Origin of the sequence: Saccharopolyspora spinosa NRRL 18395, assembly GCF_000194155.1 — a bacterium.
Taxonomy (GTDB): Bacteria; Actinomycetota; Actinomycetes; order Mycobacteriales; family Pseudonocardiaceae; genus Saccharopolyspora; species Saccharopolyspora spinosa.
In genome coordinates this window covers 3,011,828-3,034,943 of the sequence record NZ_GL877878.1, presented here as the reverse complement: position 1 = coordinate 3,034,943, position 23,116 = coordinate 3,011,828, and the positions used below count along the sequence as shown (strand labels likewise).

Genomic DNA, 23,116 nt, shown 5'->3' with positions numbered 1-23,116 from the left:
GCAGCGATGAGTTCGTGGATTCGCCGGAACTTCGGCGGGATCGGTCTGACCCAGTCCCCACCAGGCCCGCACCTGCCGAAGCTGCGGGAAAGGTACGGCGGGCACGTGCTGCTGTGCATCGACGTGAGCGCCTCGATGGGCGGCGGCCTGCTGTCCCAGGCCATCGCCGGCGGTGAGCAGTTCCTCGCCGAGGCCGAAGCCGCGCACTACGAGAGCGGCCTGGTGCTCTGGTCCGACGGGGTGCAGAAGTACGTGCCGCCGGAAGCCCAGCTGGACGAGGTGACCTCCGCGCTCCGAAAGGCAAAAGCGACCGGCGGCACCGTGCTGTCGCACGCGTTGCAGCTAGGCATCGACGTGCTGCCGGAATACCCGGGCGACCGCGTGCTGTGCATCTTCAGCGATGGGGCGCTGGCGGACCGGGAGAAGGCCCGTGCGCTGGCGCATAAGGCCTGCTCGATGGGTATCCGCATCATCGTTCGCGGCCTCGGGCGAAAGGCGGCCTCGGCACTCGCCGATCTTGCCTGCCCCGGCGTGCCGGACGACGACCAGCAGATCGACGATGCGGCCGGTGTCGCGTCCGGCATCGCCTCGATGGCCACCGGCCTGTCGATGCGCGGCGGCTGACCGGCTGCGCTACGGGGCCCTTCATCCGCCGGGGCGTCGCCGAGATCTGGCCCGAGCTGATGACCGGAACCTTGGGCTGCCGGCGCTTCGGGGCCTTCGGCGGTGACATCGGCGGCTGCGTGACCCAGTGGCTCGGCGCCGGCCGGACACGGTCGCCGCCGCGTTGGTGGGCTCGCCTGCCGGGCTCGTCGCGTGGATCGCCGACAATTACCGCGACTGGAGCGACTGCACAGCTGACGAGTTGCGGTCCTTCTTCCGTCCACTGAGGACCGAGGTTTGATCTGACGGACCGCTGCGGCCACCGGTCGCGCGGAGGGCGCGCCCCTACACCGTCTTCAATGCCGGAATAAGTGCATTCGACCGAATATTCGGTTTCCCGTTATTTGGGAGCGCGGGGCCGCGAAGGGCGTGATCTGTTACACCAATGGTGTATGACTGATCACGTTGTGATAACGATGGGTTGGATCGGGAGGATACTCGTATTGGCGGATGCCGCGCACAACCATCGAGGCAAATCACACGACGGTCGTTACGCGGCTCATTGTGCATCGAGAGTCTTGGAGGTTGGCGATGGTCGCGGCGCTGAAAGCGCACGCAGCATGGTTGGTGAACGCGCTGGGGGTCAACCGGAACCCGCTGCGCAGGCCCATCGATCGAGTGACGGCTGGCATCACGGTTCTGCTGCTCATGGTTGCGCTGGTCGCGGTCCCCGCGTCCGGTCTGGTCGGTGCGTCACTGCACACCGACCTGACGCAGCGGGCGGCGGAGTCGACGGACACCACCCAGCCGGTGACCGCAACGCTGACCACCCGTCCCGCGCTCAGCGTCGCGGTCGCCGAGGCCTACAGCCAGGACTCCCTCAGCTCCACGGCGGTCGTCGAGTGGCGCACCGGGCTGCAGTCGCACGCCGCGACCCTCCAGGTACCGGCCGAGAGCTCGCCGGGCGACACGCTGACAGTGTGGGTCGACCAGGCGGGCAACCGCGTGCCGCCGCCGGCGAGCGCGGGCTCGATCACAACCTCGGCGATCTCCGCCGCGATTCTCCTGCTGCTGGTGATCGAGCTGGCCTGCATCGCCCTGATCGCCGGAACCCAGAGCCTCGCCCGCCGCATGTCCATGCGGGCGTGGGAACGCGAATGGGCGTTCCTCCAGCACGGCGGCACCTGGTCCCAACGGTAAATTTCCCGTTCTGGAGCCTGGTTCCCAGGATCGTCCCGCGAAGCGTGATCGAAGTTGCTTTCGCGGCAAGCTTTTTGGAACTTCCCTCGCGCCGCGCAGCGCTGTGGGCGACTCGAGTCACGTCGGTGGGCCGTCAGTCGCCCGATCAGGTGCTGCGGGGCGCGTTCGTTTCCCGTTGCAGGTAGTAATCCCGCGTGTGAGCTCAGTGTCGAGCAGCGCACATCGCGGAAGCCGGAGATGCCGGATGAACGTTGGACAGATGAGTTCCTGAACCAGCTGCGCGAGGCAGGCGACCCAGACGCCGACGACGCCATCGCCGAGGTATCCGCCACGGGGCAGGAGGAAGCGGCAAGGCAGGGGCTGATCGGGCTTCGGCCGCAGCAGCGACGCGATCCCCAGCGGCCTGCCACCAAGCCGGGCGATGACCGCGGCGCCGCTGGAGTTCATCCGTGAAGTTCTTCCCCGGACGGAATCCTCCTGGCGTTCCGGAACATAAGCGTCCGTGAGCGCTTTTCGTTGCTGCGGAGACTGTTTCCAGGCTCGCGTGGCGGTGCGGGTGGCGGAACCTCAGACGCCGTCCGGTCTCCAGGAAGGGCTGTCCTCGCCAGACGACGTCTGAGAACCCGCAGCGGTGCCGGTCGCGAGGGCGGGCCAGCGGCTGGCACCGCTTGAAAGCCAGGAGCCCGCGCTACCGCGCGCTGGACGGCCCCCTCCAACTCACGACCCCGGACCAGCGGGAACGTCAGCTCGGCCGGGGCGCTACCGCCGCGCGGTAGGGGGCGAGCAACTTGCCCAGCCAGGCCTCGCCGATCGGGGTGTCCAGGTCGATCTGCAGCTCCGGCTCGTCGCCGTCCAGGCCGTCCGCGCCGCAACGGTCGCCGAACAGCACCAGCGCCGGGTACCCGGTGTCCCTTTTGGACGGCCAGATCAAGCCGTCCGCCCATTCCGCCTGCGATCGGATCCAGGCCGCCCACGCCTGGGTCCGCGCGTAGGCGTCCTCGCCCTCGGCGTCGACCAGCCACGAATCCTGTGCTACCGCAGCAAGATCCGGTGCCGTCAACAGACTGACCAGGTTCAGCTCCCGGGCGGTGCGCACCGCGCTGAGCCGTCGCTCGGCGATCTGCGCCCGGCGGATCAGCCGCTGCCCGTTGCCGCCGAAACCGAGGTTGCGCAACAGCACCTCCGCCAACGCCGTCGTCACGTGCAAGCCCGCGTAGTAGGTGGGAAACAGGTCCGCCGAGGTGCCGTCGAACCGGCCGCCCGACGACCCGTTGCCCGCCTGCGCGGGCTTGAACTCGGCCGCGTGCCGCGTGCGGAAGTGCAGCCGGAACAGCGTGGTGTCGGCGGGCAGCACGTACTTGTTCGGGGCGGCTTCGAACTCCGGTGGTGGTGTGGCCTCCGGCATGTTCACACCTCCGCCGAGTCTTCGCGGGCGGCGTCGATCAGCGCCCGGTCGGCGACCTGCCCGATCAGCTCGGCGGGCACCCCACCGAGCCAGTCGTTCGGCCCGAGCCACCAGTCCGCCGCGCCCCACGGGTCCTCCGCGGCATGCAGGTAGCGGTTCACGGTCCGCACCAGCTCGCGGGGGGCACCGGCGGCGTCGAACTGGAACGCGGGCCACCGGCTCGGGCCGTCGTCCGAAGGCAGCCGGATCAGGTCGGGGTCGGCCGGATCCGCCCCGGCGGCCCCGACCTGCTGCTCGTCCAACGAATCCGCCGCGCGCAGCCGGTCCAGGTCTGGGTGCGGCGCGGAGCTCGTCAGCTGGACGCGCAGGTCCGCGCTCAGCCGCTCCCAATCCACCGTCAGCCGCCGGAACCGTGGCTGGGGCTCGGCCAGCGCCTGCCGGACCGGGTGGGTCATCGGCAGCGCATCACCCAGCAGCGAGGCGATGTCCTCGGCGATCAGCGCCGAGGTCTCCGAATCCGCCGCGTCCTGCAACTCGGCGACCAGCGCGACCAGCCGGGTGAAGGCCTCGGGATCGAGCCGGTCGGCCACGTCGTCCCACTCGGTCGCCAGTGCGTCCAGCATCCGCTGTTGACTCAAACGCCGACCTCCTGTCCGGTGGGCGGTGATTCCGGTGCCCGCCGTCGCGCGCAACCCGACGTGATCCACGAACCCAACACGTGCCCAGTCAACACCAAGATCCAACGAACCGGGCGGCGAAGCCGGGATTGGGCCGTGCAGACCAACTGCGGGCACCAGCAACTGCACGGTCAGGATCCCGTTCTCCGGGGCGTCGGCCGGCACCTGCTCGGGCGGCAGGAACGGCAGCTCCGTGGGTTATTCGCTGCCGAAGGCGGAAAGCCGCGTCACCGCCGAGGTGCCGGAGCTGGCCGCGCTGCTGGACTGAGCCGCTAGCCGCTCACCTGGTGCCCGGCGATGTCGGTGCGAGCCTTGGCCACCGCCTTCTGGTCCATCCCACCGATCTTGAGTTCGAAGCGCACGTCGTTGCCGCTGTCCAGCTCCTTGGCGTGCACCGTCAGCTCACCGGTTTCCGACATGTAGAAGGTGATCTCGATGCGGCAGCCGGCCGGGCGCGCCGGGATGCCGGTGAGCATGCCGGTCCCGACCTTGGTGTTGTCGGCCGGTTCGTCCGACGCGACCGGACCGGCCTGCTCCCACACCTCGATCTCGACCATCCGCTGGTTGTCGACGACCGTCTGGAACGGGTACGGGCCGGTGTCGGCGGGCAGCGCGGTGTTGGCGTGCAGCAGGTGCGCCACCATCTGCCGCGCCCGCATCGGATCGGTGAGCGCCAGCGGATCACGCGGGTCCACCGCCTTGACCCCGAACGCCCGCGGCACCACGGTCGCGACCCGCTTCTTGGCCATCGCGTCGACGTCGGCCGCGCTGATCCCCAACTGCCGTTCAGCCGACGCGCCCTGAACCTTCTTGGCCTGCCTGATCAGCGCGAACAAGGCCGCGCCCTTGGCGACCGCGAGGTCCGGTTCGGAGAGTCGGGCGTCGAGCCCGAAGCGCTGCCTGAGCCCGGCCGCCACGGCAGGCATCCGGGTCATCCCGCCCGCCAGCAGCACCTCGTCGAACCGCTCGACGCCCTTGCGCCGGGCGGTTTCGATGATCCGCTCCGTGATCGACATTGTCCGGTCGAGCAGGTCGGCGGTGAGATCCTCCAGTTGCTGCCGGGTGACCGGCACGGTGAGCGCGGCGCCCCCGGCCCGCAACGCGACGTTGCGGGACATGGTGGCGCTCAACGCCTTCTTGACGTCCTCGGCGCGGTCGGTGAACTCCTGCATGGCCTGCTCGTCGGCGCTGGGATCCAGGTTCGGGTGCGCGTCCCGGAACGCGGCCAGCAGGTGATCGACGATCCGCTGGTCCCAGTCGGCCCCGCCGAGCTCGCCGTCCCCGTCGGTGCAGACCACCCGGATGTCGTCTCCGGACACCCGGATCACGGTGGTGTCGAAGGTGCCGCCGCCCAGGTCGTAGACCAGCACGTGCCGGGTCTGCGGCGATTCGTCCAGCGCGTGGTGGTGCAGCGCGGCGGCGACCGGCTCGTCCAGCACATCGAGCACGTTCAGCCCGGCGATCTCCCCGGCCTTGCGGGTGGCGTCGCGTTCGGCGATGCCGAAGTAGGCGGGCACCGTGATCACCACGTCCCGCACGGTGTGCCCGGTGTTCTCCTCGGCGGCGCGGGCGAGTTCGCGCAGGATCAGCGCGGAGATCTTCTCCGGGGTGTAGCGGTTCCCGTGGTAGGTGAACTCGGTGTTCTTGCGCCCCATGTCGCGCTTGACCAGCTGCGCCGCCAGGTGCGGCGCGAGCAGCGCGGAATTCTTCGCGGCCGTGCCCACCAGCGCCACGCCTGGCCGCTCGAAGTACACCACCGAGGGCGTGGTGTCCTCGCCGACCGCGCTCTTGGCGATCACCGGGCGTGCCGCCTCATCGACGTGCGCGATGCAGGAATGCGTGGTGCCGAGGTCGATGCCGAACGTGGCCGGCGCCATGATTCGTCCCTTCGTCGTGCCGGTGCTAGCGGCCTTGGTAGGTGAATCCTGCCCAGTGGGCGAGCCCGGTGGGATCGATGTCGGCGAAAAACGCCGCCAGTTCTTCGGGAATACCGGAAAGCGGGCGGCGGCGCGGGTCGAGCATCCACTGCTGCGCGGCCCGCAGCGCGCTCGCCGGGTCGGCGTAACCGGAGTTGAGATAGTGGTGAAACACGATCATGAACATGGCCGTGGGAATGTCCTCGACTTCCCAACGGGTGCCGACCACCCCGGCGGCACCGGCGGCGAGGAACGCGGTGGACAGCGTCAGCACCTCGTCGTGCTCCCGGTCGGTGAGGTCGCTGGCGCAGGCCGCGAGCACGACAAGCGCCCCGGCGGCGTCGCGCGGCCGGTCCCGCGCCTGGCGCAGGATGTCCTGCACCGGCAGCACCTCTTCGGAGCCGAGCAGCAGGGCCGATTCGGTCGGCAACTCCGCCGGGGTGGCGTGGCAGGCCAGGTGCAGCAGCGAGGCGGTGGGTAGTTGAGCGAGCACCTCGGCGGGTTTCGGCGGTTTGCGGCCCCGGTTGCGCCGCCTCGGATCTGACGGTTTCCCCAGGTAAGTGCCGTGCTCGTAGTGCGTGTCGTGGATGTGGCCGAGTTCGTGCCGGCTGAAGTGCAGCTCCGGCATCCGCACCAGCACGGGTTCGCTGGCCCACGAACGGGTTTCGCGCCGACCGGCCTCGACGAACTGCCGTGCCGACGCCGCATAGCAGATGATCGCGTCCTGGCAGGCGTAGCGGACCTTGCCGCCGGGCACCCGCCGCCGCGCGGCATGCCACGGCACGGTGCCCAGCTTTCCCACGGGTACCAGCACGATTCGCAGCGGGCGCTCGCGCGACCCGGCGGCGACCAGGTCCAGCACCGGGTTCAGCGCCGCGGTCCAAGCCCAGTCGCAGACGCTCTCCAACGCCGCCCGCCACTGGGCCTCGACCTCGCGGGAGCGTTCGCGCTGCATCTGGTCGAACCGGGCGACCGGGCCGTCCTCCGTGAGCTGCGCCGATTCCACCCGCTCGACCCGCCCGTCGGCGGTGACCAGCACCGCGACGCCGGGGAGCAGATAGACCAGAGCTTGTGTGCGCGCAGCGCGCAGCCCGGCGGCGATCTCCGCCACCAGCGGCGGGGCCAGCAGCTGCGCTTCCACCGCCGTGCCTTCGAAGGCACGCAGAACCCGGGAACGAAGGTCGCTGGGCAGCGCGGCATCGGCCACGCTCGCGGTCCCGGAAGCGCCGATGTCCCAAGGTTGTTGTTGCCCCACCTCGGATTCCCACCGGTCGGCGAGATCCGCGTGCCCGTTCTCCCGCAGCAGGGCCGGCATGTTCGCGTCGACCGTCGCAGCGTGCAAAACCATGCCGCGCCCCAACTCCAACGCCTGCACCGCAGCCTCCGACTGCCCGGCTGCGAGACACCAACGGCCCACGTCAGCTGCTTCGCCAGCTGCGGTGCTCGCCGTCTCCAACGCCCGGCGCGCGCTGGACTGCAGCAGGACGGTGCGCGCCCGCTCGCGCAACGCATCCAGCCCGGTGGTCACGGATCGCTGCGGATCACGACGCACGCTGTCGCCGCGGGTGAAGTAGCAGTCGGCCAGCGAGTGCAGCAGGTTCGCGGTGTCAAACGCCCCAGGCTCCAGCTCGAACTCGCGAAGCACCTGCTCAAACCGGTCGATGGCGTTGCTGAGATCACGTGGTGCGCGGGTGAATTCGAAGCGGGTCCGCAACGCGGTCGCCAACATGTAAAGCGCCTGCCAGCGGTTCTGCGGGTACACATCGGGGTTGGCGCAGATCTCGACCATCATGCCGATGCCCCGGTTGAGCATCCCGAGATCCCGGGTCACCATCGCCTGACTGACGCACGCCACCGCGGCACCGAGCACCTCGTTCGGCTGGTCGAAGTGGTGATCGGGCACCTGGTCGAGCGCGTCGAGAATGGCGTCCGTCGCGCTGCGCACCTCGTCCTTGTCGATGCCGTCCAGGCGGAACTCGCCGCCGCTGATCATGCTCCGGAGCAGCCGGATCGACCCCAGCGCACTCGCGAACCGGGGCCGCAGCACGCTGTCCGGCGGAAGTTCCGACAGCAGTTGCGCTAGTTCCGCGCCTGCCTGGTCCAACGCGTCGGGATCGGTGCGGCTCGGGGAAATCCGGCTCACCGCGGATGTGAACCGCGCGAGCACGTCGCCCCCGCCGACGCTTTCCGCGTAGTAGCGCGCGGCGTCGAGGTCCTCCCGAGCACCAAGGGCCATGAACCGCTGGGAGAGCAGGGCGCTCAGCCACGGCATCATCAACGGTCGCAGCTGGTGGTCCGCGGGCAGCAGCTCGTCGGCGCGCTGCATGTTCTCCACCGCGGTGTCGAGCAGTTCATCGGTGCGATCGGTGATGGCTTGGAGGCCGTCAGCGGAGCCCAGCAGGAAATGGTTGACGCCGGTGTTGACCGGATCGGCGGAGCCACGGCGGATTGCCCGCTCGCACATTTCCCGAACCCTGGCCAGTGATTTCGGCGACTGCGCACGGTCGGCCACGACCGACCCCAGCAGCGCCATCGTCAGCTGGGTGAGCACCGAGGCGCGATCCGGATCGTCGTCCGCGAAGTACTCCAACGCGTGTTCCAGCCGCTGGATGGTGGCGGCGTGTTCGGTCTGGTCGAAATCCGAGGGCTTCTTGCCGGGCGTGACCAAGGAAGTGCGCAAACCGGTGAGCAGCAACGGGCGCATGGGGTGGTCGGCCGGCAGCGCCGCGGCGGCCGCGGCGATCCGGGCAATTGCGGCGTCGGCGTCTTCGGAGCTGCCCGTGACCTCTGCGAGCTTGGCGGCCAGACCTGCTTGCAGCCCGGCGATTTCTTGCTTGCCAGGCTCGTCCTCGGGCCAGCTGCGCGCCGCGTCGTCGAGCTCGCCGATCGCCGTCTCCCAGTCCTCGCGGGACGAGTTGTCCAGGTTGCCCGCGGCTTGGACGAGGACCTTCCAGGTGGTCACGGAGCTGTCGGCGGCGGCGTCCGGGGAAAGCGCGTCCAGGTGGCGGCGAACCTCGGGGAGCTCATCGGTGGGGAGTGACATCCGGTCGCCGACGTTCGCTTGGAGGCGGCCGTGGCGCAGCTCGGCGGGCACGTCCCTGGCCACGATGAGGAAGGCCAGGCCGATGTGGCAGGCGTCCGACATGCCGGTGTCGAGCGGGTGTTTCAGCGCTTCGGTGAGATCATCGGTCGCCCTCCGGTGATCGGTTTCGTCGCCGCCCCCCGACAGGAACCGGACGGTGTGGATCAGGCCGCGCGTGAGGCGAACCTGGTTCCGCAGCGGCGAATCCGGCAGCAGGGCGGACGCCGTGTTCAGGTCGGCCAGTGCCGCGTCGGACTCCTCCAAGGCACCCAGGTTGACGACCATCTGGCCGGTGATCAGGCCGATCCGGCCAACGATCTCGGCCGCGTCGTCGGACAGCAGCGGCCGCAGCTGCCGCAGATAGCCGACGGCGGTGCGGAATTCCTCCTTGTCCCCGCGCTCTGCGAGCAGCGCGTGCGCGAGGCCGAGCTGGTAGAGCGGGGCGGCGCGGCCGGGCGAGTCGTCGGCGAGGTGATGGAGCAGATTCCCGGCGACCTCGATGACTTCGTCGACGTCCGCGCCGGTTGTCTGGGCGCGGTGCAGCAGCAGATCGGCCAGCTCCACCAGGACCAGGTAGGCGGTTTCGTCGTCGAGCTCTTCGGTGAGCTGGGCATACCGCTGCGCGATGGCCTCGTCGAGCTCCGCCGGATCGGCAGTCATCGCACCTCCCCGAAGTGATCAAGAACGCCGATCCAGCTTAGAGCCACGACGACTGGACACCACATGTGTCCAAGCACCGATTTCGCGCGAAATCGCGCTTCCGGACTGCGGTGCAGTGGGATTGGAACCGCAGCGGTTGTCCGCCTGACCTCCCGATGTCCGCCGCGGCGGCACCGGCGGAAGCGCCCAACGCCAACGATTTCGTGCTCAACAACGCCAGCGGTGACCTGCAGTCGAGGGCCGGCAAGCTGGATGCCCAACTGCCGAAGATCGGCGTGCAGAACATCCTGGACCAGGCCAACCGCCAGGGCAGCACCGGAAGTGCCTGCACCTCGCCCGCGACCAGCAAGTACCAGCACGTGCTGCTGGTCTACAGTCGGCGTACCGGCTGGCGAAGCCCCGTGTGCGGGGCGCGACGGCCACGGACGGCCGCTGGTTCCTCAGCACCGGCGGAGGAACGACCGGCCCGGGCCACTTCCAGGATACGTTGCCGGACAAAGCGACCGGAGCAGAAGTGCTCACAGTGGACGGTCCGGCGCGCGACGTGGTGATCGGCGTGGAGGACCTGCCGTACTGTCCTGGCAATAACGAGGTCTGGACGGTCACGGAGCACCCGGGCAAACGCGTGCTCTACAGCGTGCCCCGCTGAACGGTGAGATCCGGCCCGGGAACCTCCCGGGCCGGAGCCGCCGTCACTCGGCCGATAGCACGAGGAGCCCGAGGCCGATGAGCGCGACGATAATGGTCAGCAGCATTTCGCCCGTGACGCAGAAGACGAGTGCGAGGGCCAAAGCGCGCACGGCGAACTGTCGCTGCAGCCGGGAAACATCGGACGGTGTGCCGGATGACGGTGTGACCATCTCTCCTCCGAGCGGGTCGGGAGTGCTTCTCGGTATGTCGTCAACTTGGGCCAGGCCGGCGAAAATCGGCGCGGTGCCAGGGGAACAGGTGGTGCCGTCGGCTTCGGCTGCTGCTCACCGATCGGACCGGCATTTCGCGCGGGCCAGCCGTCACCTTGCAGGCCATCACCCGCCTCACGCCTGCCACATCCGTGCGCGGTAGCTCGCTCCCGCATGCTCAGCCGCGCAAGAAATACATGACAGTCATGGCCACGGCGATGGCCAGAATGCTGCCCCGCAGCAGCGAGGCGGGGAGACGGCGGGCGAGGTGGGCGCCGGCCCAGCCGCCGGCCACGGCGCCGACCAGCATGGCTGCGAGGACGAGCGGAGCGCCCAGTACGTCCGAAGCGAAGAGGAACAGCACAGCCGCGCTGAAAAAAACGGCCGCAAGCTGCACGACCCGCATCGGGTTGCTGGCGGCGGCGTCGAGTCCGAGCCCGATGCCCCACAGCGCCATCATCGTGATACCTACGGCACCGCCGAAGTATCCGCCGTACACGGCGAGGAAAAATTGACCGATCAGGACGGCCCGGGGACTCATGCTGACCGAGCGGCCCAGTGCGTTGCGCAACGTCTGGGAGAGGCGGCGCCCGAAGGCGAGGATCAGCGTGGCGGCGGCGAGCAGCCAGGGCGCCGCGGCGTCGAACGATGATGCCGGCAGTGCCAGCAGCAGACCGGCACCGACCCCGCCGCCGACCATGCTGATCGCCATCAGCGCCTTCGTGGACGTCTCCCCGACCGGCGTGAGCTCGCGTCGGTAGACCCACGCGCTGGCCACGGCCCCAGGCACGAGGGCGACCCGCGACAGCGCGTTCGCGGTCACCGGTGGCAGGCCGAACGCGACGAGAGCGGGCAGCGCGACGAACGTACCCCCGCCACCGATGGCGTTCAGCGCCCCGGCAGCGGTACCGGTCAGCAGAACAAGCAAAAACTCGATCACAGCCCGAGCATCGTCCCGCGACCAGTGGGTCCACAATGCGTAATCGGCGTACCCAGCCTTAGGCTGGGCCTTAGCCTGAGACGATGCGCTACGACCTGGACGACCTGCGGCTCTTCCTCCACATCGTGACCGAGGGGTCGATCACGGCGGGTGCTCGGCGGATGCACCTGAGCCTGCCTTCGGCCAGCGCCAGAGTGCGTTCGCTGGAAGGCCAAGCCGGCGTGGCACTGCTGATCCGCGGCCGGCGGGGCGTGCGGCCGACACCAGCCGGGACCACCCTGGCCCGCCACGCACGGGACGTGCTCGCTCAGACCGCAAGACTCGAAAGCGCCGTCGCGAGCTATACCCGGTCTCCCACCGCCCCACTGACCCTGCTCAGTGGCGGCTCCGCGATGCACCGGCTCGTGCCGAGGGCCCTGGTCTCGTTCCTCCGAGCACATCCAGACGTCGACGTCACGGTGTCCGAGAGCCGCACGCCCCAGACCGTGCGGATGCTCGCCGACGGCGAGGCGGACCTTGGGGTGGTCCTCGACGACGAGACCCGCGACTGCGGCCTGCACATGGAGCCCCTCGGCGACGACTCACTCGTCGTGATCGGCCAGGCCGGAGGAATCCTCGCCGGACGGACCGCGCTGACCTACAGCGAAGTCGCCGAGCATCCTCTTGTCGGGCTCAACGCCGACTCCTCGCTGCGCCGTTGGATCGAGAAGCACCTCGTGTCACACGCTCCGGTGGTGCGCTACCGCACGACCGTCGCGAATCTCAACGTCCTCGTCGCCCTCGCCGCTGCCGGAGTCGGACTCGCCGTAGTACCGCGTCCCGTCATCGACCCCCACCAGCCACTTGAGGTGTGTGAACTGCAAGACCCCTGGGCTCGTCGCCACCATTTGCTGGCCTGGGGCGACAAGGACCATGCCGCCTCGACGGCCGTCGCCTCACTCGCCGAACATCTGCGTCACGCCGCCCACTTCGATCCTGTCTCCAGCAACACCCACGCAAACCCCATCGACCGGCGTCCCCGCCAAGACGGCTGATCGGCTGCCGCCTCGCCCGGAGGGGCCGCCTCCCATGCCGAGTGCAGGACTGCAAGGAGAACCGGTCTTTGTCGCCAGGCCCAACCCCAGGTGACCGGGAACCGGATTTCCCCAAAAGGCCGTGGAGCCTGCCCGAACGGGTTTACGCTGTCGTGATCAACGCATCCGGGACGAGCGGATTCGATCATGACAGCTGCTGACAGGGCGAAGATCGATACCTCAAAACCGAGCATGGCGCGGGTGTACGACGCTTTCATTGGCGGCAAAGACAATTTCGAGGTGGACCGCGAGGTGCTGCGCGAGGTCCAGAAGATCGCCCCGGACGCGGTGCAGGTCGGGCGGCAGTGCCGGGACTGGCTGATCCGCGTGGTCCGCTACCTCGCGGCGCAGGCTGGCATCGACCAGTTCCTCGACCTGGGCTCGGGCCTGCCGAGCGCGGCGAACACCCACCAGGAGGCGCAGCACATCAACCCCGAGGCGCGAGTGGTCTACTTCGACATCGACGCGTCGGTCGTCGCGCACGGCCGAGCGCTGCTGGTCGACAACGAGTACACGCACTTTGAGCTCGGGGATATGCGGCAGTCGGCGGAGATCCTGGAAAACCCGGTGGTGACCCGGTCCCTGGACTTCAGTCGCCCGGTGGCGCTGATCTACGGCAACACCCTGCACCACGTGTCGACCGATCGCGACCCGGTGGGCATCATTTCGACCTACATCGACGCCTTGGCCGCGGGCTCGTTCCTCGTGATCTCACACCTCTACAACCCGGAAGACGGCACGTCCCAAGCGAAGCTCGCGGAAGGGGTGAAGGCGCAGTTCGAGGCGATGATGGGCGACTGCCACACCCGGAATCGCGACGAGATCCAAGCGCTGTTCAACGGCCTGGAAATGATCGAACCAGGCCTTACGTACCTCTTCGACTGGTGGCCCGACGGCCCCCGCCTGACGGAACCCTCCGACGCGGAGCACAACTTTCTCGGCGGCGTAGCCCGCAAGCGCTGACCGTGCTTCCACCGAGTGGCTGTTGGTTCTGTGGCGGGACCGGGGGCTGCCACGGCGGTGCGGGGAGGCGGCCGCCAGATGGGGGGAATCACGAGCAGTTGGAGCACGTGGCCAAGATCGCGGAACTGCCGAACGTTCAGTTGCAGATCCTGTCGTTTGAGGCGCGAACCTACCCGTCCGTGCGTGGTAAGTCCTGTACGACGTTCCGCGTGGAGGCTCCCGGCAATGCTGGGTCTTTCGAGTTCGGAAGTACCTCGACTTCGTGAGGATGTCGAGCTGTACAGCCGCCTGTGGAGTCGTCTGGTTGGCGCCGCACTCGATCCGGTGGCATCCAGGGATATGGTGCTGGAGGTAGTCGAGCGCTACTGTGCCCAGGCACAACCCCAGAAGACAGCGCAGGTGGACGCTCAGCGAAGCGGGGTTTGGCCGTGCGGGATTGCCCGCCGTGGGGCGGCGGTTCAGGTGCAGGCTTCGGTTGCCTCTGGTGGGCGTGGTCTCGGGATTGTCCGGCGGAGGATGTTGTTTTGTTCGATGCCGGTTGGTCGGCCGCCCGGTCTTGGCGTTCGGACAGCATCCACGGTGGAGGGTTCGGTGAAGGTCGGGCGGCCGTTGACCATCGTGATCTGCCAGTTCCGGCTGTGGACGGCTCGGTGGTGGTGGCCGCAGAGCATCACCAGGTTTTCCAGGTCGGTGCTGCCTCCATCGATCCAGGATTCGATGTGGTGGGCGTCCGGGGTTCCCGGCGGGCGGTCGCATGACGGGAACGCGCACGTGCCGTCGCGATGCAGCAATGCCGCGCGGAGGTGGGTCGGGGCGGTGCGTTCGGTGCGACCGATGCTCAGCGGAACGTCTTCGCCGCCGAGGACGATCGGCAAGATTTCTGCGTCGCAAGCCAGGCGGCGGACGTTCTCGGCCGTGATCGGCTGGTTTGTCGCGGTGAGCGTGCCCGGCAGGCCACCGGTTTCGGCGGAAGCCAGACCGCGCTTGAGGTCTTCGAAGTCGATCGCGACCGTAATGTGCGGGCGTTGGCCACCGGAGCGGGGAACGCGGTCGGACGCAATCGCGATGTCCAGCACCGCTTCCAGTGCATCCGCATTGCGTTGGCCAGCCGTGCGCGGATCGTGCTCGCCGTCTTCCGAAGGACGCGGGGCCGCCAGCGGTTCGATGACGGCCCGGAACTTCGCGCCGGTTTCACGGTCGAGGCGGGCATTGATGACCGTCATCCCGTCCGCTGCCGTGCCGTAGTTCAGTTCGCGGATCTTGCGCTGGGTTTCCTCCTGCCGGAATGCCCCGTCCTGATCGAAGTAGTACCGAGTCCGCTCGGCCAGCCGGACCAGGTGGTGCGGCGCGAACTTGACGGCGTAACCGGCGAGCATCGCTTCTGCCTGTGCCAGCTGGTCGATGCTGCTGATCGGGGCCAGGCGGCGAACGCCGTCCACGATCACGCGCGCATGCTGCAACGTGATCGCCCCCGAAGCAATCGCCTCGGCAGTGGCCGGAAGCTCCGCGGGTACCGGCGCTCCTTGCGGCGTGGTCCGCTCGGTTGCCATGCGGGCTACCAGAACACGACTTTTCGCCTCGCCTGGCGCGATGTTGAGCATCTCCTGCAACCACACCTCGGTCCTGCGAGCGCTGTGCTCGGCATGAAGCCCGCGACGCTCGGCCTCGGCGATGGCCTTCAGCTGGGCGGCCATCGCCGCGCGCATGGTGGCCTCGGCCTGACGGATCGCCTCGCGGAGCTCGGCATCGGAGCGCGCGGCCATAGTCGACTGTGGACTCTGCATCTCCACAACCGACCCCGAAACCAACGCCAAGCTATCCATGCCACCAACTATCCCGACCTCGAACACCTGTTTCATCACTCGATCAGGTACGAGATCAAGAAGTCTCCGGCGTAGCACCGTCGATCCGAGCTGACGTCTCAAGGGGACCAGCCTTGGCGACCGGTGACAGGGCTTGGTGTTTTTCGGGGGATTGACCTGGGTTTCAAAGATCGACGCGAGAGGTTCCCGGAGGAGATCGCTTGCTTGGCCTTCGTTGATCTTGCACCCCTGCTATTCCCCTTTGGCCTGCTGTTTTAGTTTGCGAGTGGTTCTTACCTGGGGGTGTCGGCATTGCGCCGCTCGCATTTGGATGACTGAGCTCGCCTCTGGGGCCTGGACATCGCCGTTTCTGGTCCGTGGTGTCGTCGGATGGCGAGTGAAGGCGTGGGCTCGACGCGAGCAGATACCCCCTTTCCGCCGGAGCGTGCGGCTGAGATACCGGTGGCGATGGGCCGGCCTACGCCGGGGGACGCGCCATCGACTGTGTTGTTGAGCCGGATCACTCCGTTGCGCCGGACTGAGCGGTCGACCTCGATCCGTCGATGTCTACCTGTGGCTAACGTCGCTGGGCAAGATGACCGGCGGCGTTACGCGATGCCGTGGCGGCGACTTCTAGTAAATACCCTCAATCGGAGGTACGAAACCATCTTTTGCGCATGAATCTTGACTTGGCGGGCGAATTTTGATAATGAAGGCGTAATTTTCGGGGATCTAGTGTGATTTCCTTGACGTCTTGAGAATTCGAGCTCTACCTTAATCGCGGTCGGGGGATAAGTGCAGCTGACTACCGAGTACTGGGGAGTATCAGGGTCATGCACAGTTTCAAACGGGCAGCGGTTGTGACTGCAATTTCCGCCGGATCACTATTGGCGGCCGCGGTGCCAGGCTTGGCGGCGACTTTTGGGTGGAAAATGACCGGTGTGCACACCGGTTTTACCTCGAGGTCCTGGGATCAAGGAGCCGGTACCACCAGCATCAGGGTCAACTACTGCAAGTTCGGTTACCCGGGCGCGGGCACTCCGGATGTCGACCTCGAGCTCTGGTACAACCGGTCTTTAGCGCCCGACTACCGCACGGCGGTTGGTACCTACGCTTGCCAGGGCGGCTTCGGTGGAGACCGGTTCTTTGGCAACCAAGCCGCAGGTCGTTACTACTTTCGGGTGGGTGACACTGGTGGCAACAAGTTCGGTTTTGGCGCTCACGGCGCGATAGGGTACCCGGGCTGAGAGTAACGCCGGTCCACGCTTGCGGTGGAGTGGGCCGGCACGCTCCGGTTATGAAGCTCATCGGTTTCCTCCTGACTGATTGTGAAAAATACGTCGTGAGTGTTGTTCGCGTCGACAAGGTGAGTCATTCGTACGGGTCTCACGCGGCTTTGTATCGGGTATGCCTGCGTCTTCCTGTTGGCGCGACGGCATTACTCGGGCCCAACGGTGCCGGCAAAAGCACATTGCTGGGGCTGCTGTCGTCAGCGCTGCGCCTTCAACGAGGCTCGATCGATGTTGATGGGCTGACCCCGGGGCGAGATTCGAGGCGCTACCGAGAAGCGATAGGTTTTCTTCCGCAGCAGTTTTCAGTGCCTCATCATTTGACGTGCGCGGAGTTTCTCGAACTGTCCGCGTGGTGGCGAAAAGTCGCTAAGCGGAATCGCAAGGACGTGGTTCGGCACGCGTTGCGCGCGGTAGAGCTGGAAAAGCGAGCCGCTACCAAGATCGGTAAATTGTCCGGTGGGATGGTGCGCCGTTTGGGGATCGCCCAGGCGCTGGTGAACTCACCTAAGGTTTTGTTGCTCGATGAACCGACAGTCGGGTTGGATCCACGCCAACGTGCTGGTCTGCGGGACGTGATCGTTGATCTGGCGCGGAGTCAGACGGTTCTGGTCAGCACACACCTCGACCAAGGCCGCGTGGTGTTCGACGGGGATCTTGCGGAGATGGCGGGAAAGCCCGCACCCACCGCGCCAGATCTGGATCGAGCCTATGACGATTTGGTCGGGGACGGTGAAGCGGTGTGAGTCTCGCGGGGATCGTCGTGCGACGCAGCACTGCCCTACCGGCCGCTCCGCTGATCGTCGCTTTCGGCTGGTTCGCTGGAAAACAGCTCGAAGAGCTGTGGGCGGTCGACTGGGCATTGGGCTCGGGACAGGTCAACAGATCGTTGTTGTGGCCGGTCGCGCTGGTAGCAGCCGTCGCGGCCTGGGACACCTCTCGAATGCGTCGTCTGGACGCCGACATGCTAGAGCGCACGTATCCGCGGTCCGGGATCGCGTACTTCGTGTTGAGCGGTGTGCCGGCGTTGGTCGTCGGGATGTTGTCTTCGGTGGCGGTGTTGCTCGCCGTAGCGACGTCGATGCGCGGCGGTGGCCAACCATTGTGGCTGTACCTGCTGGTCGCTGAGCTGATGTTCGTCGCGGCCGTGGCGATCGGTGTTGCCGGCGGTTACGTTCTGCCTCGGTATCTTGCCGCTCCGGCGGTGGGTATCGGGCTCTGGCTTCTCCTGGCCTATGGCTCGATCAGCGACAACACCGTCATTCGCCGGCTGGTTGTGAGCGACATCGAGTGCTGTGATGTCTCGCAGGACTTGGTGGTGACCACGCTTGCTGGACAAGGCTTGTGGCTCGTTGGCGTTGCGGTCATCTGTGCCGCGATCGTGTGCTGGCGTCGTCCGCGGAAAGCGTGGAGGTTCGTCGGACTGGCCGCTGTGGTGATCCTGTCTGGGTTCGGATTGCTGGACCGTGGCAACTTCCAGTTGCTGACGATGCGGCAACCACGCGAGGCGGTGTGCCAGGATGTCACTGGCGTGCGCGTGTGTATGTGGCCTGAGCACCGTGACCAGCTTCCTCGGTGGTCGGCCCTCGCACAGCAGTACCGTGCGATGTTCTCTGATCTCGGTCCACAACCGGTGTCGTTCGCTGAAAATGGCACGGACTGGTCCGCCGCAGCTATGCCGATTGGTGTGATCCGCCCTGGCCAGTCTGACCAGGATCTGCTTCAGTCTCTTGGCCTTTCAACGCTGCAGTACCCGCCGGAGTGTGCACGTGTGGATGCCGGCCAACCAGCTGTGATGAGCTATCGCCTCTATCCCGGCATGGAAGGCCGTGACCTGGTGGCGGCATGGATGAATCATCGGATCCGTCCGGAACTGCCGCCCAGATTGCTCGGAGCGCCGGAGCGCACAAGCGAGGTCGAACGACTGTTGGCAGCACCCGAACCTGTCCAACTAGACTGGGCGCGGCAGGCAATTCGCGCCAACAGCGACTGTGCTACTCCCGCACCGGAGCTGCCGTGAGCATCCTTGGCCTGATGCTGCGAGCCACGCATTGGCCTCTGTTCGCCGTGGGATGCCTGTGTTTGGCGTCGGTGAACGCGTTTTTTGGCCCGGAACAGTTGCCGGTGCCGGTACCCAACGTTGGACCGATCGAGATCCCGTTGGGATTGTTCAGTCCCTTGGTGATGGCCTGTCTGATCGGGATCCACCTGAAGCCGCCGACTCAGTTGTGGGACACCAGTTCACGCAGACACTGGCTGATACGGGCAGGACAGGCATTCGCTGCGTTCCTCCCTGCGCTGCTGGCATGCACGCCGCTGCTGCTGCACGGCGAACAGCTTTGGACAGCTGCGGTGCGCAACACTATTGGGCTTGGCGGGATGATCCTGCTGGCCACCGGCGTCATTGGCGCGACAAGAAGCTGGATGCTGCCCTTCCCGTACGTGCTTGCCGCATTACTGCTGGGCTCGCACGGAAACACATTCGTCGGAGGCCGACCAAGTCACGGCTGGTGGGCCTTCGTAGTCCAGGACGCCAACGACATCCGCGGTGTTCTACTGGCGGGCGCGCTGCTCTCGATCGGTCTCACCGTTTTCCTGCGTTCGGGACCACGCATGGAAAAACACAGTTGACGTCAGGAGCCGCGACCTCTGGACAGACCACGAAGGGACAGTCATGGGAGGTTTGCGGAGACTAACGTGGCGGTCTGGGCGTTGTCGGGAACCGCGACACACCAGAGCGTCGGGTCGCCACCATGACCGATTGGTGCAGGAGTCTGCCGACGGCAGGCCGTGGCGAGGGCTTTGAGCCTGATCGAGACGAAGCCGCTAGTGGTGGATGTTGCTGGTAGCGAAAGACCAGCCGCCGGACGGCCTCAGCTTCACCACTCCAGCTAGGTGGCACCGAACCGGAGTTCCGGCCGTCCGCCGCCGAATGGGGTGCTCAGCCGCCGCTGATGCTGCGGGCGTCGTGCAGCAGGTCGGTGAGGAAGTCGTCGGGACGTACGGCCTCGACGTTGTGGTCTGGAAGCGTTTCGGGCGAGAAGCCGCTGAGGTTGTAGTTAACGATGAGATCTTGAAACTGCGGGGTACCACTCGGCAAATCAAGTATCCCGCCAGCATGGCGAAAATGGCCGCTAGAGGAGCCAGGTGACAGCGGCAAGCACGACTGCCACGGCGAGCAGGACCACGCCGAGGACCAGGACAGTTCGCCGCGGAGCAGCTGTCGCTCGGATTTCCGGCCCCTGCTTGAGCCACGATTCTCCCCAACCCTGCGCTGGCCCGCCGTAGGAACCGGGCGGCAGGTGCTCCGGTGACGGCACCCAGTCTGCGCGGTCCGGGACCTCCAGCCAGGTCGGCTCGGGCTGCGGCGGAACGGCCGGTGCTTGCGGAGGCGGCGCGGTCGGCGTCGGCGGTGGGGCGGGGGAGGCCGCGCGGCGTTGCAGCCGGAGGCCGTACACCGTCAGGATCAGCCCGACGAGCCCGATCAGGGCCGACAGCACCGAGCCTAGCTTGTCCGCGATCTCCAGCACCCGAACAGATTGCCAGAACACCACCTGGAAAAGGGTTAGGCCAGCTGGATTCCCGGCCATTCCCCGGCCGCTGCCATCTGCCGCGTCACCACCGAGATGCCCTCCCGAACCGCCGCCACGGCGTCCCGGGCCGGGTAGTACTCGACGGCATTGCAGACCGCGACGCTCCGCGAGATGACCGGATTGCGGATTCGCCGCACCCCGAGCTCCCGGTGGTTCGCCTGCTCCGCGACGCTAGACAGCGGCAGGATCGTGCACGCCTCGCCGCTGGCCGCGATGCGGATCATGGCGCCCAGCGAGTCAACGTCCGCGACTATGGACGGCACCAGGCCCTGCGCGGTGAAGGCCCGATCGATCAGCTCCCGCAGGTTGCTGCGGCCGCCCGGCACCACCAGCGGAGTGTTCTGCAGATCCACCAACCCGATCTCGTTCTCGTCGGCAGCGGGCGGTTTCGGTTGCCCGATGAGGAAGAGGTCCTCCGAGTACAGCAGGGTCTCGGCGGGGCGGACGGTGTCGTCGTCGCGGTACAGCACGGCCAGGTCGAGGCGGCCGAGGGCCAGCAGCTCCTGGATGTAGCCGCTCATCGACTCGAACAGCTGGAGGTGGATGCCGGGGTGGTGGGCTTTCGTCCAAGAGAACAGCGCCGGTGCCAGGCGCACCGAGACGGTTGTGGGCAGCCCGACGGCGACCGGTCCGTGGATGCGGTCGCCGCTGAGCACATCGCCCGCGATGCGGTCGAACTGCCGGACCAGCTGCTGCGCGTCGCGGTAGAGGGCCCGGCCCGCCGCGGTGGGCGTCACGCCGCGCGGCCCGCGTTCGAGCAACCGGACCCCGAGCTCGGATTCCAGGTGGGCGATCCGCTGGCTCAGGGCCGGTTGCGACACGTAGAGCTGGGCGGCGGCGCGGGTCAGGCTGCCGGAATCGACGACGGTGATGAAGTCGCGCAGGTGGGCGATGTCCACGTCGACCCCCGTTCAAGCGCCTCGTCCACGAACCTCGAGCCGGATTCAACCACGCATCGTCCGGAGCGTTCGGGGACGCCGGTTTCGCGCGAAATCGTCGTTTGGTGGGGCGGGGACGCCGGTTTCGATGCTCGAAATCGCCAAGCCATCTCGCCGCTCGACGCGACGTCAGTCCGCCGCCCGCAGCAACCGCCGTGCGCGTTCGACCACGGGCCGGTCAATCATCGCACCGTCCAGCGAAACCGCAGCTCCGAGCGCCTGCGCGTCCGCTTCGACCACGCGCCGCGCCCACGCGACATCCTCGGGGCTCGGTCGCATGGCGTCGCGGACGACCGGCAGCTGCGCTGGGTGGATGCACAGCTTCCCGCCGAAACCCCACTCCTTGGCGCGGCGCGAATCCCGTTCGACGGCTTCGGTGTCGTTGATCGACGGCGTGACACCGTCGAGCGGCGAGGGCAGCCTGCACGCCGCGGACCACCGGACCAGGTCGCTGCGCGAGGTGTCCAGCGCCGCGTCGCCCGTGACGCCGAGGTCCAGCGCCAGGTCGATGCTGCCGAACACCAGCCTGACAAGTCCCGGGGCGGCGCAGATCTCGCCGAGGTTGACGAATCCGCGCGCCGTTTCGACGAGGCCGAGCACCGGGCTTCCGGTGGCTTCGGCGGTTACCTCGACGTCCTGCGCGCTTTCGGTTTTCGGCAGGATGACGGCGGCAGGGCCGAGTTCCCGGCAGAGCGCCACGTCGTCGTCGAACTCCGGGCTGCTGCGCCCGTTGATACGCACCGCCACGCTGTAGCCGATCGGCCACGCGGAGCGCAGGTTCTCCCGTGCCGCGGCCTTGGCATCCGCCGGGACGGCGTCCTCCAGGTCGACGATGACGACATCGGCGCCCGCCCCGGCGGCCTTGGCGAACCGCTCAGGACGTGAGCCCGGCACGAACAGCCAGGTGACCGCGTTCTGCATCACACCACTCCGTCTCGAATCAAATCGTCCACATCGGACTCCCGGCGGCCGAGCTCCGCCAGGATCTTCCTGGTGTGCTCGCCGACGTCCGGGATCGGATCCATCCGCGGCTCGGGGTTGACCGGCCCGGGAGGTGCCAAGGCGGGCACCGGGCCGCGCGGCGTCTGCACCTCGTGCCACCGGCCGCGCGCCGCCAGCTGCGGGTGTTCCCACACGTCGGCGAGGGTGTTGACGCGGGCGCAGGCGACCGGCACGGAGGTCAGCAGCGCGGTCGCTTCGTCGCCGGTCAGGGCAGCGAAGCGGGCGGCGATGATCTGGCCCAACTCCTCGCGGTTGGCGTTGCGGTTGGCGTTGCCCGCGTAGTCGGGGTGCTCGGCGAGCTCCGGCTGCCCCAGGAACCGGTCGCAGAACGCCCGCCATTCCCGCTCGTTCTGGATGCTCATCATGATGACCTTGCCGTCGCCCGCGATGAACGGGCCGTACGGGTAGATCGTCGCGTGCGCCGCACCTGCGCGCGGCGGCTGCTCGGCGCCGTCGTAGGTGTAGTAGAGCGGGAACCCCATCCACTCCACAGTGGATTCCAGCATCGAGACGTCGATGTGCGTGCCCTTGCCGGTGTTCGCGCGTTCCAGCAGCGCCGCGAGGATCGAGCTGTAGGCGTACATCCCGGCGGCGATGTCCGATACCGAGATGCCGACCTTGGCCATGTCGTCGCCGGAGCCGGTGACCGACAGCAGCCCGGCTTCGCTCTGCACCATCAGGTCGTAGGCCTTCATCGACTCGTACGGGCCGCCCCGGCCGTAGCCGGAGATGTCGCACACGACAAGCCCGGGGTTGTCGGCCTGCAGCTCCTCGGCACCGAGCCCCATGCGGGCCGCCGCTCCCGGCGCGAGGTTCTGGATGAACACGTCCGCGGTGCCGAGCAGCTGGCGCAGCACGGCCATGCCGCGCGGGTCCTTGATGTCGAGCGTCAGCGATTCCTTGCTGCGGTTGACCCACACGAAGTGCGAGCTCAACCCGTTGACGCGGGAGTCGTACTGGCGCGCGAAGTCGCCCGCGCCCGGCCGTTCCACCTTGATCACCCGCGCTCCGAGGTCGGCGAGCTGCCGGGTGGCATAAGGCGCGGCGATGGCCTGTTCGAGGGCCACCACGGTC

22 protein-coding genes and 1 pseudogene are annotated in these 23,116 nt (G+C 67.6%); 11 read left to right on the top strand and 12 right to left on the bottom strand.

Going from position 1 to position 23,116, the window contains the following annotated elements:
• The first annotated feature begins 6 nt into the window (after positions 1 to 6).
• The 3 genes from SSPN_RS0115230 (at position 7) to SSPN_RS0115220 (ending at position 2,256) form a co-directional block, all read left to right on the top strand.
• Positions 7 to 624, top strand: a complete 618-nt coding sequence (locus SSPN_RS0115230) for a vWA domain-containing protein (protein WP_010695997.1) — start codon at positions 7 to 9, stop codon at positions 622 to 624.
• 570 nt (positions 625 to 1,194) lie between these two features.
• The gene (locus SSPN_RS0115225; RefSeq protein WP_010695995.1) at positions 1,195 to 1,803 is read left to right on the top strand and encodes an Rv1733c family protein; all 609 of its coding nucleotides are present in this window, start codon (positions 1,195 to 1,197) and stop codon (positions 1,801 to 1,803) included.
• A gap of 237 nt (positions 1,804 to 2,040) precedes the next feature.
• Complete coding sequence (locus SSPN_RS0115220; protein WP_010695988.1) at positions 2,041 to 2,256, top strand: hypothetical protein; 216 nt, start codon at positions 2,041 to 2,043, stop codon at positions 2,254 to 2,256.
• 289 nt (positions 2,257 to 2,545) lie between these two features.
• Here SSPN_RS0115220 and SSPN_RS0115215 read toward each other — a convergent pair whose 3' ends face one another.
• From SSPN_RS0115215 to SSPN_RS0115200, 4 genes are all read right to left on the bottom strand, one after another.
• The gene (locus SSPN_RS0115215) at positions 2,546 to 3,208 is read right to left on the bottom strand and encodes an RES family NAD+ phosphorylase (RefSeq protein ID WP_029535360.1); all 663 of its coding nucleotides are present in this window, start codon (positions 3,206 to 3,208) and stop codon (positions 2,546 to 2,548) included.
• Between the two features lie 2 nt (positions 3,209 to 3,210).
• The gene (locus SSPN_RS0115210; protein ID WP_010695986.1) at positions 3,211 to 4,050 is read right to left on the bottom strand and encodes a hypothetical protein; all 840 of its coding nucleotides are present in this window, start codon (positions 4,048 to 4,050) and stop codon (positions 3,211 to 3,213) included.
• Positions 4,051 to 4,157: 107 nt separating this feature from the next.
• Positions 4,158 to 5,762, bottom strand: coding sequence for an Hsp70 family protein (locus SSPN_RS0115205; protein ID WP_010695985.1), 1,605 nt, complete (start codon positions 5,760 to 5,762; stop codon positions 4,158 to 4,160).
• Positions 5,763 to 5,787: 25 nt separating this feature from the next.
• A complete protein-coding gene (locus SSPN_RS0115200; protein ID WP_010695984.1) occupies positions 5,788 to 9,543 on the bottom strand; it encodes a CHAT domain-containing protein in 3,756 nt (1,251 codons plus the stop codon).
• 403 nt (positions 9,544 to 9,946) lie between these two features.
• On the opposite strand from SSPN_RS0115200, the gene SSPN_RS54735 reads away from it, so the two are divergent.
• Positions 9,947 to 10,192: a hypothetical protein gene (locus SSPN_RS54735; RefSeq protein ID WP_143539490.1), complete on the top strand. Its 246-nt coding sequence runs from the start codon at positions 9,947 to 9,949 to the stop codon at positions 10,190 to 10,192.
• A 43-nt stretch (positions 10,193 to 10,235) separates the two neighbouring features.
• Here SSPN_RS54735 and SSPN_RS56725 read toward each other — a convergent pair whose 3' ends face one another.
• Both SSPN_RS56725 and SSPN_RS0115180 read right to left on the bottom strand, forming a co-directional pair.
• Positions 10,236 to 10,403, bottom strand: coding sequence for a hypothetical protein (locus tag SSPN_RS56725; RefSeq protein ID WP_010695980.1), 168 nt, complete (start codon positions 10,401 to 10,403; stop codon positions 10,236 to 10,238).
• A 217-nt stretch (positions 10,404 to 10,620) separates the two neighbouring features.
• Complete coding sequence (locus tag SSPN_RS0115180; RefSeq protein ID WP_010695977.1) at positions 10,621 to 11,382, bottom strand: sulfite exporter TauE/SafE family protein; 762 nt, start codon at positions 11,380 to 11,382, stop codon at positions 10,621 to 10,623.
• An 83-nt stretch (positions 11,383 to 11,465) separates the two neighbouring features.
• On the opposite strand from SSPN_RS0115180, the gene SSPN_RS0115175 reads away from it, so the two are divergent.
• The 3 genes from SSPN_RS0115175 to SSPN_RS62625 all read left to right on the top strand — a co-directional run bounded on the left by SSPN_RS0115175 (position 11,466) and on the right by SSPN_RS62625 (position 13,684).
• Positions 11,466 to 12,416 (top strand): LysR family transcriptional regulator, encoded by a 951-nt coding sequence (locus SSPN_RS0115175; RefSeq protein ID WP_010695972.1) that lies wholly within the window; start codon positions 11,466 to 11,468, stop codon positions 12,414 to 12,416.
• A 186-nt stretch (positions 12,417 to 12,602) separates the two neighbouring features.
• Positions 12,603 to 13,418, top strand: a complete 816-nt coding sequence (locus SSPN_RS0115170) for an SAM-dependent methyltransferase (RefSeq protein WP_029535357.1) — start codon at positions 12,603 to 12,605, stop codon at positions 13,416 to 13,418.
• Positions 13,340 to 13,684, top strand: a complete 345-nt coding sequence (locus SSPN_RS62625; protein ID WP_420187764.1) for a Scr1 family TA system antitoxin-like transcriptional regulator — start codon at positions 13,340 to 13,342, stop codon at positions 13,682 to 13,684. Before SSPN_RS0115170 ends, SSPN_RS62625 begins: the two co-directional genes overlap by 79 nt.
• A gap of 192 nt (positions 13,685 to 13,876) precedes the next feature.
• Here the strand turns inward: SSPN_RS62625 and SSPN_RS48880 are convergent, their stop codons facing one another.
• Positions 13,877 to 15,202 carry an HNH endonuclease signature motif containing protein gene (locus tag SSPN_RS48880; protein ID WP_237710549.1) on the bottom strand — a complete coding sequence of 442 codons (1,326 nt, stop codon included), beginning with the start codon at positions 15,200 to 15,202 and terminating at the stop codon, positions 13,877 to 13,879.
• A gap of 851 nt (positions 15,203 to 16,053) precedes the next feature.
• Between SSPN_RS48880 and SSPN_RS0115160 the strand changes: the two genes are divergently transcribed.
• Genes SSPN_RS0115160 through SSPN_RS0115145 form a run of 4 tightly spaced genes read left to right on the top strand, consistent with a single transcriptional unit; the run spans position 16,054 to position 19,140 of the window.
• A complete protein-coding gene (locus SSPN_RS0115160; RefSeq protein WP_143539491.1) occupies positions 16,054 to 16,467 on the top strand; it encodes a hypothetical protein in 414 nt (137 codons plus the stop codon).
• Between the two features lie 50 nt (positions 16,468 to 16,517).
• On the top strand, positions 16,518 to 17,255 hold the full coding sequence (locus SSPN_RS0115155; RefSeq protein WP_085982075.1) for an ABC transporter ATP-binding protein: 738 nt from the start codon (positions 16,518 to 16,520) through the stop codon (positions 17,253 to 17,255).
• Positions 17,252 to 18,529: a DUF7224 domain-containing protein gene (locus tag SSPN_RS0115150; RefSeq protein ID WP_010695961.1), complete on the top strand. Its 1,278-nt coding sequence runs from the start codon at positions 17,252 to 17,254 to the stop codon at positions 18,527 to 18,529. The genes SSPN_RS0115155 and SSPN_RS0115150 overlap by 4 nt, the downstream gene beginning before the upstream one ends.
• Positions 18,526 to 19,140, top strand: coding sequence for a hypothetical protein (locus SSPN_RS0115145; RefSeq protein WP_010695960.1), 615 nt, complete (start codon positions 18,526 to 18,528; stop codon positions 19,138 to 19,140). Before SSPN_RS0115150 ends, SSPN_RS0115145 begins: the two co-directional genes overlap by 4 nt.
• Before the next feature lie 310 nt (positions 19,141 to 19,450).
• On the opposite strand, the gene SSPN_RS56720 is transcribed toward SSPN_RS0115145, so the two are convergent.
• From SSPN_RS56720 to SSPN_RS62620, 5 genes and pseudogenes are all read right to left on the bottom strand, one after another.
• A complete protein-coding gene (locus SSPN_RS56720; protein WP_010695959.1) occupies positions 19,451 to 19,609 on the bottom strand; it encodes a hypothetical protein in 159 nt (52 codons plus the stop codon).
• A 34-nt stretch (positions 19,610 to 19,643) separates the two neighbouring features.
• Positions 19,644 to 20,060 carry a hypothetical protein gene (locus SSPN_RS43905; RefSeq protein WP_148271966.1) on the bottom strand — a complete coding sequence of 139 codons (417 nt, stop codon included), beginning with the start codon at positions 20,058 to 20,060 and terminating at the stop codon, positions 19,644 to 19,646.
• A 14-nt stretch (positions 20,061 to 20,074) separates the two neighbouring features.
• Complete coding sequence (locus tag SSPN_RS0115130; protein WP_010695955.1) at positions 20,075 to 21,001, bottom strand: LysR substrate-binding domain-containing protein; 927 nt, start codon at positions 20,999 to 21,001, stop codon at positions 20,075 to 20,077.
• 168 nt (positions 21,002 to 21,169) lie between these two features.
• On the bottom strand, positions 21,170 to 21,961 hold the full coding sequence (locus SSPN_RS0115125; RefSeq protein ID WP_044572938.1) for an HpcH/HpaI aldolase/citrate lyase family protein: 792 nt from the start codon (positions 21,959 to 21,961) through the stop codon (positions 21,170 to 21,172).
• Positions 21,961 to 23,115, bottom strand: a pseudogene (locus tag SSPN_RS62620) (CaiB/BaiF CoA transferase family protein); the annotation flags it as partial. The gene SSPN_RS0115125 and the pseudogene SSPN_RS62620, both read right to left, overlap by 1 nt.
• Position 23,116 lies beyond the last annotated feature (1 nt).

Excerpts from the sequence above, each read along its gene's own strand:
- SSPN_RS0115170 (WP_029535357.1), top strand. The coding sequence starts at position 12,603 with ATGACAGCTGCTGACAGGGCGAAGATCGATACCTCAAAACCGAGCATG.
- SSPN_RS0115205 (WP_010695985.1), bottom strand. The coding sequence starts at position 5,762 with ATGGCGCCGGCCACGTTCGGCATCGACCTCGGCACCACGCATTCCTGC.
- SSPN_RS0115155 (WP_085982075.1), top strand. The coding sequence starts at position 16,518 with ATGAAGCTCATCGGTTTCCTCCTGACTGATTGTGAAAAATACGTCGTG.
- SSPN_RS0115230 (WP_010695997.1), top strand. The coding sequence starts at position 7 with ATGAGTTCGTGGATTCGCCGGAACTTCGGCGGGATCGGTCTGACCCAG.
- SSPN_RS0115200 (WP_010695984.1), bottom strand. The coding sequence starts at position 9,543 with ATGACTGCCGATCCGGCGGAGCTCGACGAGGCCATCGCGCAGCGGTAT.
- SSPN_RS56725 (WP_010695980.1), bottom strand. The coding sequence starts at position 10,403 with ATGGTCACACCGTCATCCGGCACACCGTCCGATGTTTCCCGGCTGCAG.
- SSPN_RS0115125 (WP_044572938.1), bottom strand. The coding sequence starts at position 21,961 with ATGCAGAACGCGGTCACCTGGCTGTTCGTGCCGGGCTCACGTCCTGAG.
- SSPN_RS48880 (WP_237710549.1), bottom strand. The coding sequence starts at position 15,202 with ATGCAGAGTCCACAGTCGACTATGGCCGCGCGCTCCGATGCCGAGCTC.
- SSPN_RS0115160 (WP_143539491.1), top strand. The coding sequence starts at position 16,054 with ATGCACAGTTTCAAACGGGCAGCGGTTGTGACTGCAATTTCCGCCGGA.
- SSPN_RS0115175 (WP_010695972.1), top strand. The coding sequence starts at position 11,466 with ATGCGCTACGACCTGGACGACCTGCGGCTCTTCCTCCACATCGTGACC.
- SSPN_RS0115220 (WP_010695988.1), top strand. The coding sequence starts at position 2,041 with ATGCCGGATGAACGTTGGACAGATGAGTTCCTGAACCAGCTGCGCGAG.
- SSPN_RS0115225 (WP_010695995.1), top strand. The coding sequence starts at position 1,195 with ATGGTCGCGGCGCTGAAAGCGCACGCAGCATGGTTGGTGAACGCGCTG.
- SSPN_RS0115215 (WP_029535360.1), bottom strand. The coding sequence starts at position 3,208 with ATGCCGGAGGCCACACCACCACCGGAGTTCGAAGCCGCCCCGAACAAG.